The following is a 12,863-nucleotide window of genomic DNA, read 5'->3' as shown; positions in this document are numbered from 1 at the left end:
TTAAAAGTAATAAGAAATTTAATACAGTAGAGGGCGGGACTATTGATTGAAAAATACTTAGTATCAAATTGCTTATTTATTTTGGATGAATTTAATGAAAGGTATAAAGCTTTATCAAGACAAGAATTAAAGGATATATCTAATAATGAATACTCTGAGGCAGATATAGTTGTAAGGTTAGGATACCCTTTTAAACATATGGCAACATTTAATATGCAGGGGAAATCGAAGGCATCAGGTAATGACATTGTGGTGAAAGAAAAAGATTTTAATATAGAAGTTAAGCTTTTGAAAAATTATAAAAGCAAAGGTGGAAATTCTAATAGTACAGGATGGAATGAGATAGAAAGAGACTTTGATTGGCTTCTAAACGAGAGAAAAGCAGGGAAAAAAGGTAAAAGAGCTTTTGTCATTGGGTGGTTTAATGTTGTTGATAGATTTAGCCAGATTGTTCAATTAGGAAAGACTAGGGGTGCACATCCAGAAATCGATTACAGAAGAATGAATTATTTTCCTTTTTTGAATTCAACTGGTGAGAGAACTAAAGATATTATTTATATGTATAGTGAAGCATTTGAAGAGACTTCAGTAAAATCTTTGCATTATGGTGAAGATAGTGTGAAATGTATGTTTTTTGGGAGAAAAGCAGATGTATTTCATATTGCTATTTATTGGTGAAGTTACTCGTCAATATATCTTTTTAATAGTAGGAGGGGTTGTCATTGTCTATTTTTAAAAAATTGATGGAGAAAAATGAATTTCCTATATTGTTTATCGGTTCTGGGTTGCCTAGAAGGTATTTAATAGATTTTAAGAGCTGGGATGAACTCTTGAAACATTTTTGGGATCAAGTTGAAGTTTTAGATTTTTACGGCCAATTAAACATTTTAAGAGAAAGCATTAGAAGAGAGAAAAAAGATATTTTAGAAACAGAAATAGATTATTTAAGTAATATAGAAATGAGTTCAAAAATCGAACAAATATACAATAAAAAATTCAACGAAGGTCAAATACAAATTGATGATTTTTCTCCTAAAGATGTTTATGCAACAGGTATTTCTCCTTTTAAAATGGCTATAAGTAAGGCTTTAAAAAGATATGAAATTCGAACTGAAATGTCTGATGAAATTGCAGTATTTAATAAGGCAATAACTAAATCTCAGATTATGATAACCACTAACTATGACTCTTTCATTGAAGATAGTTATAACCAATCTAGTCAATATGGAGTGAAAACTTATATAGGCCAAAAAGGTTTTTTTGAACAAACAATGGGTTATGCTGAATTATTCAAAATTCATGGGTCAGTAGAGCATCCAAATTCTATTGTTATTTCGTCTGAAGATTATGATAACTTTAGTAAAAATTCTATATTAATTAGTGCTAAAGTTATATCCATGCTAATTCATTCTCCAATTATTTTCTTTGGATATTCATTAACAGATCTTAATGTTAGAGGTTTTATAAAAGATTTTGCATCGTCTTTGAGTTCTGAAGATCCGGTTTCTCTTGAAGAAAGGTTGATAATTGTGGAATGGAAAGAGGGAGAAGGTGAGCTTTTAGAAGAAATTACTTTTGACCAAGAGTTAAATTGTAGGTTTACAGTTATTAAAACAGATAATTATAGTAAAGTTTTTGAGCACTTACAGCAAATTGATCAAGGTGTTGCTCCATCAGAAATCAACAAGTATCAACGCATTATTAAACGACTTATAATAGATAAAGGTAAAGAGGGAGCATTAAAATCTGTTCTTCTTTCCCCTATCGAGTTAGATGAACTCGAAAGAAACTTGACCAGTGGAAACGAAATTAAGGAAAAAGTTGTTGTCGCATTAGGGGATTCAACTGTAATTTTCAAAATTCCAAATAAGTTGACATATTTAGAAGATTATATTTTTGAAAAAGATGAATTAACTTCAGATGTAGTTTTACGCTTTTTAGCAAATGAACCTGTTTCAGGGCGATACCCATTTATAAAATATGTATCAGAAGAAAAAATAGAAGAATCTAATTTACATGATTATGAAAAAGAAAAACTGAGGCAGAGGTTGAATAGTCATGGAGATTTAGAAGCTCAAGTTGAGAAAATTAACAAAACTTATAGGCAAGAATTTGAAAGTATTGAGAAAATTTTATCAAATAGTCATGTTAATGACAGAGAGTTTAGCTTAATTTCTTATAATATAAATAGGTTAGATTTTAGCGAAGTTGAAGACTATATAAGAGAGAAAGTAATGGATCTTGTAGTAGCAGGAGAAAGCAAAATAAATACAAATTTAAGAAGGCTGCTTTTAATTTATGATTTAAAGAAAAACAAAAGAAGTGACGCCTAACCAATACAGGTTGCCATCACTTCCTTAATCTTATAACAACATCATATTCGAAATGAATAGGAATGTCTACAATCAATTATACCTATTTTTAAATGGTCTAAAACATTCTGTTCTTTGATTTTTTTGGCAAAGTAAATATCTCTCTACATTTTATAAATCCTTATAGATTATATACAGCAGACTTTATGATATAAAAATTAGATGCTAGAAGATGGAGATTAATTATCAACGATCTTAATTCCTCCCTGTCCTGAGAAAGATTTGGAACATTCACAAGTGCGTTTTACAGGGTATTTTTTAAGGAGATGTACAACAATGACAAATTTCAAAGTTTGGGAAATTGATTTTGACGTTATAGGTCCAATTTCAATAGTGAATAATATTAATTTCCGACAAGAAAAAGGGTTTGAGCAACAGCAATTTTACAGCGATATTAGCTTGAGGAAAAGTAATTATGGACTTAGAGCTACAATCACTGCATATGCAGACACTTTGCATATTGCTGAAACAGTTGCTTTTGTTTATTTCGGCAGGATGAGGGATGTACTCTCACTAGAAAATGATATTCCAATACAAATAAATAAAATTAAAAAAGATTATTATAGACCAAAAGGTTCATTCAATAATTTTAGGTATAATAATCAGGAAGTTTATAGAAGTAGAAGGTTATTAGATAAATCTGACATTATATCTGCGTTCAAAATGGCAAGAGAATTTGAAGTTAACCAACCAAAATTATTAAGAGCTATTGGTTGGTACTCTAAAGGGAAAATATCTGAAAATACATTTGATCAATTTTTAGCATTTTGGAGTGTAATTGAAATATTGGGTAAAGAATTCCATACAGAGACTGAACGGACATCTATAGGAGTCAAAAATAAAATATATCAATGTTTTATTGATTATTTTGGAGATATTAACACATGGGAGTTGCCGGACCAATGGATAGATCAAATGCATGATAGAAGAAGTAACCTTGTTCATGGAGGAGAAGATTATACAATAGAAGCGATCAATGGTATTTCAGAGTTAATTCCACTTCTCGAACACACATCAAAAAAACTAATTGATAAAATAATCGACACTACCTATAACCGTCAAGACTTTATTCATTTTGATTTTTAACTTTTAACTTATTAATTAGATTTGTAGAATTCAATAGAGTAGGAGATGAATCAAAATAGACATAATTACTTACAAAAAAATAATTTTAAAAAATAAAAAACTCCTTTACGAAGCTGGAATTCGTTCAATTAATGAGGCACATTCAAATACGCTTAAACTATCTAAATCACCTCAAGAACCAGATTTTATAGCTAAAATGGCAACTGAAGGAATAAAAAACATAGCAAATTCATGGAAAGAAACCTTAGAACTTTATGGGATTTCCACGTCAATTGTATCTGTATTTTGTCACCAACGACCTATTGTAAAGCATAACTTGTCAGAAAAAAATCCAGAGATCGGAGATTTATTAATAGTTCATGTATATCATCCTAAAAAAGGAAAAAGTAAAAGAACAGCATTATTATTACAGGCAAAAATGAAAACCTTGCACACGGCAAATGTTAAATCCAACGACCATCAATTTCTACTGTATAATAATTGGCCAGAATTTAGCTTTGTAAAGCCAATAATTAAAGGAATTAATATTAATATAGTTCCAAATCAAGCTCATCAAGGAGCAAAATACTTGTTAATTGACAATAAAAATCATATTAGTTCTTTTTCTTTTACATATACAACTGCCGAGGTAGATAATACTTTAATCCCACTGCATAACCTTGCACATACAATGCTCAAGATATTATTGTTTGAAGAAGGAAAAGAATTTATAGGGAGAAAGCAGCTAAAAATAAAAAAGATTGGTCAAAATTAGTATGGGTGTTACTAGAGAATACTCTTAATAAAAACTTTAAGAGGAAGAATATAAAAGTTACCTCAGCTCCAAGAACAAACGGAAGTAATTTACAAGAATTATCTGGATTATACATGTGTTCACCAGGTAAGAAAGAAGATGAGAATCGTTTAACTATCACTGAGTTAATAGGAAAAAATAAGTATAGGGATTTAATTAATTATGCATCTGATGCACATTCTCAACCTTTTTTAAAGGTAAATGGTGAAGAAGGAATTTCTACTATATTAATTGAAACTTCTCATATAGATGGTCATGAAGGACTAAATGATTTTTTGACATAAATATACAATTAGGATTATTATTAAACTATTTACAATTGAAATTAACATTCTAGAATCTTAAATCTTTCTTTCATAAAGTTTATGAGTAGTTGATAATATAATTGTGTTAACGAGAAAAGCACTGATCCACGTATCAGCGCTTTTCAAATTATCTTTAAATCATAAAACATGCACCGAAAAATCCAAATCCGCCTGCAAATGCTTCTTCATCAATTCCTCAGCCTTCTCGGCATCTCTACTCTTAATCGCTTCATAAATCTCCTCATGCTCATCAATCAATCCAGGTCTCTTATGATATACAACCGTTTTTCTGAACAGATAAATAATCGACTGCATCTGATCAATGATATCGATCATGACAGGGTTGCGACTCGCTTGAACAATTAAATCGTGGAATTGTTTGTTGGCTTTCATGATTTCTTCGATAGTGCCTGTGCGGCCGATATGGACGCATTCGGCGAGTGCGATGAGCTCATCGTCTGTCATATAGGTAGCTGCGGTTTTAGTGGCATGTCCTTCTAGGATCGATCATACGTACCTGGAACATGTGGCGCAGGTCGCTTTCGGTTGGTTTGACGACGCGTTTCTTTTTGATTAAGCCTTCCTGCTCGAGCCGCCGGATGGATTCTCTGATTGGGGTGCGGCTGACGCCGAGTTCTTCAGCAAGACGTTCTTCTGTTAATTTTGTTCCGCCTTCTAATTCTCCGTTTAGAATTCTGTCACGGATCGTCTCGTAAGCGAGTACGTAGGCAGATGATGATGGTTTTGACATACGCTTCGGGGCTGCTGCAGGGGTGATGGATCTGGATGTCTGGATGTGTCAATCCAATCGATTGTCTGAGGAAGCGCTGCTCATCATCTAACTGCAGAGGTTAGGTAGCATCCCTTATTAGAGAAGGCTTCTTTCGTATAGATTGTGGTTTTCTTGACCGTTATTATATTATCGGTGATTTTCTTAACTTTTTATTTCGCAATACAACTCCGACTATAATAAGTGCAATTATTATAACAGCAGATATGAAATAGAAGTTAGAGATTACATTCATTATGTGAAAAGGTGCTTTATGAACATAAACAGCCTTTACCCACTGGTTCTCTTCTTTTACTGCAATTGCAGTAGAAGTTGAAGTCCCTTTTATTTCATAATATTTTGTTCCTATTGGATAAAAGTTTGAAGCATCTCCATAGTAATCACCAGTCATATCATCAGGCTTGGTCTTTACTTCTCCAATGATTTTACTAATTTCACTATTTTCGATAATTTCTTCTTGTTTAACTTCATAAACTTTTCCTTCCCATACAACAAAAGTAATAGCCCAAGACAACGCTTGAACAGAGTAAGAAATCATAAATATAAGTAATAGCGATAGCAACATTATTCTTTTCATAAGCACCTCCAAGTATTAACCAGTTTACTTTATCATAACAGAAAATTCTTTAAATAGTAAATATTTACAAAAAACAATCTATACGAAAACTGCCTTAAAGAAAAAGCGATTCATTATATCTATGCACCAGTGTGCAGTGGGAGCCAAACTGAGTGATGATGACACGCTTGGAATTAAAGCGGTAGTCAGCAGCAGGTTTATTTTTACATAAAGAACTTCACTGTAACGTTATTGTCGATCACATTTAAATAATTTACCTCGCCACCGGCCTTATTGACAATTAAATGACGTGTCATCTATTATATTAAATGATACGTCATTTAATTGAGAAGAGGTTAATCTATGAAAGTACATATACTACACACAGGTGAAGTCTACATCGATCAGGCACTTGCATACAAAGAACAATCACTCCATCCAATTCCTTATTCAGGTTGGTTAAGAGGAAAAAAGAAGAAGATGTGGGTGCCTGTTTCAGCTTATCTTATAGAACATCCGAAAGGGTTAATATTAGTTGATACTGGATGGAATGAAGACATCAGGGGAAATCAGAAAAAACATCTTGGATTTTTAGCGCACTCTATGTTTAAAGGACGCCTTCCTGAAGGAGAGTCAGTTTCAGAGCAGTTGCATGCTTTAGGTATAAAGGTTAGTGATTTGGATTTTGTATTACTTACACATTTACACGCTGATCATGTGAGTGGGTTAAGCCGGGTGAAAAATGCGAAGAAAGTCTTAACAAGCGAATTAGAGTGGGAGGCAGCTTCGAACAGAGTAGGTTATATTAAATCAATGTGGGAAGGCATTCACGTCGATAGATATATGCTGTCAGATATTCCATATGGTCCATTTGAAAAAGGACATGATTTATTCGGAGACGGTTCGGTATACTTGGTACATACACCAGGACATACTGACGGGATATTTTGTGTATTGGTAAAACATCAAAATGGCTGGCTGGTATTAGCCAGTGATATTGGGTATGCAGAGAGATCCTGGAAGGAAATGATGTTGCCCGGGTTAACAACAAATCAGGATGCAGCCTATCAGTCATTAAAATGGCTGAGGGATTTTTCAGAGAGAGACGATTGCTACCGGGTAATAGCAAATCACGACACTACAATTAAACCGGGGATTATAACTTAAAAAGGGTGAATTAAGTGAATAAGAGATTTAAAGAAGCAGAAAAGTTTCGGTATCTGATTCTTGCAGTCCAAAGACATGGAAACAAGCTATTGAAGGATTTATTAAAAGAAATCGGCATAACTCCTTCACAATCTGAAGTGATTAGTGTACTAAAAAACAATGAAAATATTACGTTAAAGCAATTAGGTTATCTCTTGATATGTGAGGAAGGAAGTCCTTCAAGACTGATTGACAGGATGGTAAAGGAACAATTGATTGAACGAATTAAAGATTCGGCAGACAGTCGATTTGTAAGGTTAAAGCTGACAAAATTAGGTCAGGAGAAATATTCATCTATTCTTGAAATTGAAAATGGTGTTTATCAGCAGCTGGAGAATATTTATACAAACACTGAATTACAAAAAACTAATGAGCTTTTGGACAGGTTCATTTCAGATACTTCTTTATCTGAGGCTTTGAACAAGCGAGGTTTTAGTTGTTAAACAAGTAAGCGGTGTTAGAGGTAAATTACATACAATTTTATATAGTCATTCCCTATGTTGAATACAATTTTAATTATTTAGAAGTTGAACGTAATACTGGGAAGGTTTTTATTGTAAAACTGATCATTGCTCAGACATTGGAGTCATGACAGTTGGAGGAGTCTTAGCGGAGCTGACAGCATTAGCAACTTGTATATGATGAGCTTCTTCTTGCAAATGTTGCCTGAGCTATAAGAATACTTCTACAAAAGAACCTCCAAGTTTACTAGAGGTTCTTTTGTATTGATAGAATCTTACTTACATAAAAAGTTGATTAATAAATCAAGTAATAACATTCCCTACTAATTTCTTGTTTCAAAAAGAAAGCTAACGGACTCTCATTCTCTGTTAAAAAAGGTGGTTAAGATTTTAAAGCGGTCCATTAATGCAAAGGTCTATAAAGAAGTTAAGTAATAATTCATCATATACTGGTATCCAACAACTCCAGTTATAATAGTAGATACAAACCCGCACAGCCATCTAGGGGCTCTCAATGATCTTAATACTAAGTATGGCAATGCATAAGCAGCGATGATTACAACCCTAAGAAATGCCACTCTCATTGCCATTTCATTTAATAATGCAGATACACTTTCACTGATTTCCATGATCCAACTCCTCGAAACAGTATTCAATTTAAGCTGTTCAGTTATTAAATTTCTCAATTACCGCCAAAATCCTATCTTTATACTGCAGCACATCCGTCACCCGATCAATCTGAACTTTAGATTTATCATCATCGTTAAAAATAATCGTCTTTTTAGCCCGATCAAGATCCAGCCTGACTATCCATTTTCGAATGTTGTCATCGAGCAGCACGTTAAAATAGCTCTGGTTGTCCCGGTAGAATACACGATCAGCATCTATAATCTCGCTGGCGATGACCTTTATGACAGTGTAACCCTGAATTTCATCCTCAGTTGTAATGATAAGTGGTTCGGTTGGGAGATCGATCGGTTCGTGCTCTGGTAATGATGTGGCAGCAGCTTCCTGGCTGACCTGATCAGCAGGAGTAGTCGTTGATTTTAATGCTTTGCTCAGTTTTTCGTTCACCTGCTCGTTAATAAACTGGCTAAATGATTTTTTAATAATTGGGTCAAACTTCTCAAGCGTGTTCCTCGTTTTCATCCCGTCATATACTTCTCCAACAATGTATTTAATAAAATCCTCTGTCGGGTTTTCCCACTGCTCATAAAGAAACGACTTCACTTTATTTAAGTATTTTAAATCAGAAGCGGTTGTAAATATTTTTTCAAGATCAAAGCTATCTTTACGGAACTTTGCCAGCTCAATAATGTGGGTTTCTTTTAAATCTTCCAGGTTGATTTCAAAGAAGGGGGCGGAATCCATTTTATTTTGCTCTTCTAAATCCGTATAGAAGCGATAGATTAAACCATTAGTAAGAATAGCGAACTTAGCAGCCGTAGTGCCGAAATATCGGAATAGCTGAGAATCGTGTTTGGATAACTTTTCACTCACTGATTTTGCTTCTATGAGAATGACAGGCTGACCTTCATTCATAATCGCATAATCTACTTTTTCACCCTTTTTAATCCCAACATCTGCAATGAACTCAGGTGTAAATTCTGATGGATCAAAAATGTCATAGCCGAGCGCCTGGAAGAAAGGAAGGATCAAACTTGTCTTGGTGGATTCTTCAGTAGAAATATTACCTTTAATCTTTTCAATTCTTTTCGAAATCATCTTAATCTGGTCAGAAAATTGTTCCATGGTGGTTCCTCCTATACGGTTTTTAGTGGTATTCATTTACAATCTTAATATTTATTAGTAAATTGGTAATAATCAGATTTTAACATAGATCTATACTAAAGTAGGATTTAATAAGGAATAAATGTTATTTTTTATCCTGCTTTTATTTGAGGATTAAATGAAACGAAATTTATAAACGAGGTGTCCAAATGAAAGTTGCCGTAAATTATTCAGTTGAAGCTAGGAATTTATTAACCAATTCACTCATAGACATTGATCTGTTCAAATGCCCTGATTTCAGCACGGAACTTATTCAGGATGCCAAAGAGATGATACCAAGTTACATTCACTTTGGATTAAATGCAGAGAACGGCCAAATGAAGAATGTTGACTGGGGACTGATCAGAGAACTGCAAAGTCAAACTGAGACTCCCTATATTAATGTTCATGCTGTAGCTATGGCAAAGCACTACCCTGAATATGATGTTGAAACGAGCCAGCCCTCCCACATTAATGAAATGACGGATGCGATTCTTCGGGATATTGAAATTCTTGATAGGGAAATTGGGGCGGAAAAGGTCATCGTGGAGAATGTTATTTACAGGGGACAGGGTGAATACATGATGCGTGCAGCGATTGATCCTGAAGTGCTTTCACGAATTATAGAAAAAACGGGCTGCGGCTTTCTGCTTGATACTGCCCACGCTCAAATGAGTTCAAAGAGTCTTGGTTTTGGTGTGAAAGAGTATATTTCAAGACTTCCTGTTGATCATTTGAAAGAACTACCTATTACGGGTATTAAACCCGACAATAATGGTCGGTTAAGAGACAGTTTGCCGATGACAGATGATGATTGGGCACTGGCATCATGGACATTAGAGAAAATAATCCACAACTCCCTGTCCGCCACACATTTATGAATATTTACACTTACAAATAACTATTCAACATAACCACACTAAGATACTTTCATTACTCACTTCTTACTTTCACTTATACAATTGACTTGAATTGTCAGAATCGTGTTTAGGACAGGGAGTGGTTTTTAGACATATCTGTAGAAGAAGACAAGGTGTAACAGATTGAAGTTTATTAGTGCGAACCTATAGCTAACATAAATATACAATTGTATTCGCACCTTATTTTAAATGTTTTCGAGAGGGAAGTTGCGTTAAAAGCTCTTTAAATTATATTACCCCTCCTTAAGAGCGATTTTATGCGTATATTTTCCTTTCTTTATGCTGAAAATCGCTGGCGCACTCTCCTTGAGTGCGTGGATTGAAATACCTTTACGACGTGGTTTTTTCGGAAAGAGTCATTACAAAGCATTCATTATCCAATTTAAATTTCATTAATTTTTTGGTTAAAACTCAATCAAATGGAGAACCTAATATTGATTGGAGGTGTTTATAATGACACATTTAAAATTATTTGCCCTTAAGTTTATTGCTACCTTACTCGTTTTAGGTATTATCCTAGGTGCTGGTTTTGATGTATCGTTTCAGAATATCTTGTGGATCACTATCGTTTTAACTGCAGCAGCATATGTCATTGGCGATTTATTAATTTTGTCTAAATCGAACAATGTTGTAGCGACTACTGCTGATTTCATCATGTCTTTTGCGGTCATTTATTTTATGACGGATGCTTTGACTGTTGGAGATGATGTTTTTATTGCTACGAGCATTTCAGCTATATCACTGACCGTATTTGAGTACTTTTTCCACCAATCTGTTGCACGAAGTTTGGATCATGAAAAAGTGAAGAGTAATTCTGAAAAACAAACAACAAACTCAACAGGACAATTGCAGGTAGAATCCTCCAACGAATTATTTCCATATGAAAAAGATGAAAAATAATTTTGCTTATTGAATATTTGATTTAGCAATTGGAGAAATTGTTATTGACGCAGACAACTTCACTGTAGACTGGACCTGTCTGCTGAGTTATACCCCTCCTAAAGTCAGGGCGATTGCTCTGACTTTTTTAAATTTTTACATTCTTTTACTACTTTTCTTGTGTCAGATATGTCTGTGGCACTCTACACTAGTGTATTAATTGAAATAGTGAACATAAAACAGATGAGGTACACCGCACATTATCGGCTCAACCTTGCAATACTTTACTATCTATGATGTCGCAATCGGACTCTCACTGCCAAACGACTTAGGCTTCTGGGTTGTGAATAAATTTGGTAAGCTGACCATTCCTCAGACGCTGAAGGCATGGACAGTTGGTGGATTCTTAGCTGGACTAACTGCTTTAGGAATGGTCTATGTATTGAGCTTGTTTTTTGGTGTGTTGCCAGGGATTTAAGAATATTTGATGAGAGAAACCTCCTGGGGATAGGGAGGTTCTTTTTTACGGTTATTCAAATGTAATTAATATAATATAGTAAGAATTTTCTATAAATACGTTGTATCTGATTCTGCTATTTGAAATAATTGGTACTAACAACTTAAGTGAATGGACTAAAGTAAGCTATGATGATTCATTTAAAACGTATAACTTTAATCCTTTACATATAAAAATATTATTATGCGAGGTGTTCAAATGAAGGTTGCCGTAAATTATTCAGTTGAAGCGAAGAAATTACTGAGCAGTTCAGCGATAGAAATCGACCTGTTCAAATGCCCAGATTTCAGCATGGAACTAATCCAGGACGGGACAGAAATAAAGCCAAGCTACATCCATTTTGGCTTAAAAGCAGGAAACGACCAAATGAAGAATATTGATTGGGGACTGATCAGAGACCTGCAAAGCCAGACTCAGACTCCCTATATCAATGTTCATGCTGTAGCTATGGCAAAGCACTACCCTGAATATGATGTTGAAACGAGCCAGCCCTCCCACATCAGTGAAATGACTGATGCCATACTTCGGGATATTGAAATTCTTGATGGAGAGATTGGTGCTGAAAAAGTCATCATAGAGAACGTCATCTGCAGAGGTCAGGGTGAAAATATGATGAAGGCAGCGATTGATCCTGAAGTGCTTTCAAACATTGTGAAGAAAACTGGATGTGGATTTCTACTTGATACAGCTCATGCTCAGATGAGTTCAAAAAGTCTTGGTTTTGATGTGAAGGAATACATATCAAGATTACCTGTTGATCAATTGAAAGAATTGCATATTACAGGTATCCAGCCGGACTCTAAAGGTAGGTTACGTGACAGTATGCCTATGACAGAAGAGGATTGGGAGCTGGCATTCTGGGTATTAAAGAAAATTAAAAATGGTGAATGGCAGGAACCGTGGGTAGCTGCATTAGAATACGGTGGAGTTGGCCCTGCTTTTGAATGGCGATCGGATGAAGCCGTGCTGGCAAAGCAGGTTCCGGAGTTTTATGAGATGGTGAAAGGTGCACGTTAAGGTAGCTCGGTTTTGTGTATCTTTTTAACAATAACGATTGGTAACTTTGAAAGGAGCGGCTGAATGAAAGCTTTGAAAATCGGTGCCATTATCATCGTTCCTTTCCTCATACTATTTCTGACCTTCAGTACCTGAGTCGGCTACATCGCTGAAAATTACGGGAATTATTATGATTTTAAATGGCTTGCGAT

The 12,863-nt window shown here is 34.5% G+C and carries 13 protein-coding genes and 2 pseudogenes; 11 read left to right on the top strand and 4 right to left on the bottom strand.

Annotated elements, in window-relative coordinates:
• Positions 1 to 42: 42 nt before the first annotated feature.
• The 5 genes from E2626_RS11905 to E2626_RS11885 all read left to right on the top strand — a co-directional run bounded on the left by E2626_RS11905 (position 43) and on the right by E2626_RS11885 (position 4,535).
• On the top strand, positions 43 to 678 hold the full coding sequence (locus E2626_RS11905; RefSeq protein WP_134381987.1) for a hypothetical protein: 636 nt from the start codon (positions 43 to 45) through the stop codon (positions 676 to 678).
• A 44-nt stretch (positions 679 to 722) separates the two neighbouring features.
• The gene (locus E2626_RS11900; RefSeq protein WP_134381986.1) at positions 723 to 2,333 is read left to right on the top strand and encodes an SIR2 family protein; all 1,611 of its coding nucleotides are present in this window, start codon (positions 723 to 725) and stop codon (positions 2,331 to 2,333) included.
• A gap of 315 nt (positions 2,334 to 2,648) precedes the next feature.
• Positions 2,649 to 3,458, top strand: coding sequence for a methylamine utilization protein MauJ (locus E2626_RS11895; protein WP_134381985.1), 810 nt, complete (start codon positions 2,649 to 2,651; stop codon positions 3,456 to 3,458).
• 196 nt (positions 3,459 to 3,654) lie between these two features.
• Positions 3,655 to 4,212, top strand: a complete 558-nt coding sequence (locus E2626_RS11890; protein WP_134381984.1) for a hypothetical protein — start codon at positions 3,655 to 3,657, stop codon at positions 4,210 to 4,212.
• A 5-nt stretch (positions 4,213 to 4,217) separates the two neighbouring features.
• Positions 4,218 to 4,535 carry a hypothetical protein gene (locus E2626_RS11885; RefSeq protein ID WP_134381983.1) on the top strand — a complete coding sequence of 106 codons (318 nt, stop codon included), beginning with the start codon at positions 4,218 to 4,220 and terminating at the stop codon, positions 4,533 to 4,535.
• A 159-nt stretch (positions 4,536 to 4,694) separates the two neighbouring features.
• Here E2626_RS11885 and E2626_RS11880 read toward each other — a convergent pair.
• Both E2626_RS11880 and E2626_RS11875 read right to left on the bottom strand, forming a co-directional pair.
• A pseudogene (locus tag E2626_RS11880) lies at positions 4,695 to 5,307 on the bottom strand (GntR family transcriptional regulator).
• 163 nt (positions 5,308 to 5,470) lie between these two features.
• Positions 5,471 to 5,923, bottom strand: coding sequence for a hypothetical protein (locus E2626_RS11875; protein ID WP_134381982.1), 453 nt, complete (start codon positions 5,921 to 5,923; stop codon positions 5,471 to 5,473).
• 342 nt (positions 5,924 to 6,265) lie between these two features.
• On the opposite strand from E2626_RS11875, the gene E2626_RS11870 reads away from it, so the two are divergent.
• The gene (locus tag E2626_RS11870) at positions 6,266 to 7,069 is read left to right on the top strand and encodes an N-acyl homoserine lactonase family protein (RefSeq protein ID WP_134381981.1); all 804 of its coding nucleotides are present in this window, start codon (positions 6,266 to 6,268) and stop codon (positions 7,067 to 7,069) included.
• A gap of 14 nt (positions 7,070 to 7,083) precedes the next feature.
• A complete protein-coding gene (locus E2626_RS11865) occupies positions 7,084 to 7,551 on the top strand; it encodes a MarR family winged helix-turn-helix transcriptional regulator (protein WP_134381980.1) in 468 nt (155 codons plus the stop codon).
• Positions 7,552 to 7,985: 434 nt separating this feature from the next.
• On the opposite strand, the gene E2626_RS11860 is transcribed toward E2626_RS11865, so the two are convergent.
• Positions 7,986 to 8,198, bottom strand: coding sequence for a hypothetical protein (locus E2626_RS11860; RefSeq protein WP_134381979.1), 213 nt, complete (start codon positions 8,196 to 8,198; stop codon positions 7,986 to 7,988).
• Positions 8,199 to 8,235: 37 nt separating this feature from the next.
• Positions 8,236 to 9,321 (bottom strand): type I restriction endonuclease, encoded by a 1,086-nt coding sequence (locus E2626_RS11855; RefSeq protein ID WP_134381978.1) that lies wholly within the window; start codon positions 9,319 to 9,321, stop codon positions 8,236 to 8,238.
• A 188-nt stretch (positions 9,322 to 9,509) separates the two neighbouring features.
• Here E2626_RS11855 and E2626_RS11850 point away from each other — a divergent pair, with 188 nt between their 5' ends.
• The 4 genes and pseudogenes from E2626_RS11850 (at position 9,510) to E2626_RS11835 (ending at position 12,672) form a co-directional block, all read left to right on the top strand.
• Positions 9,510 to 10,220 carry a multinuclear nonheme iron-dependent oxidase gene (locus tag E2626_RS11850; protein WP_134381977.1) on the top strand — a complete coding sequence of 237 codons (711 nt, stop codon included), beginning with the start codon at positions 9,510 to 9,512 and terminating at the stop codon, positions 10,218 to 10,220.
• 492 nt (positions 10,221 to 10,712) lie between these two features.
• A complete protein-coding gene (locus tag E2626_RS11845; protein WP_134381976.1) occupies positions 10,713 to 11,159 on the top strand; it encodes a YndM family protein in 447 nt (148 codons plus the stop codon).
• 283 nt (positions 11,160 to 11,442) lie between these two features.
• A pseudogene (locus tag E2626_RS11840) lies at positions 11,443 to 11,616 on the top strand (GntT/GntP/DsdX family permease); the annotation flags it as partial.
• 237 nt (positions 11,617 to 11,853) lie between these two features.
• Positions 11,854 to 12,672 (top strand): multinuclear nonheme iron-dependent oxidase, encoded by an 819-nt coding sequence (locus E2626_RS11835; RefSeq protein ID WP_166786808.1) that lies wholly within the window; start codon positions 11,854 to 11,856, stop codon positions 12,670 to 12,672.
• Positions 12,673 to 12,863: the final 191 nt, after the last annotated feature.

Source organism: Jeotgalibacillus salarius (assembly GCF_004405125.1).
In the GTDB taxonomy this organism is placed as follows: domain Bacteria; phylum Bacillota; class Bacilli; order Bacillales; family Jeotgalibacillaceae; genus Jeotgalibacillus; species Jeotgalibacillus salarius.
The sequence above is the reverse complement of the archived record's forward strand: the minus strand, read 5'-3'. Positions and strand labels throughout refer to the sequence as shown.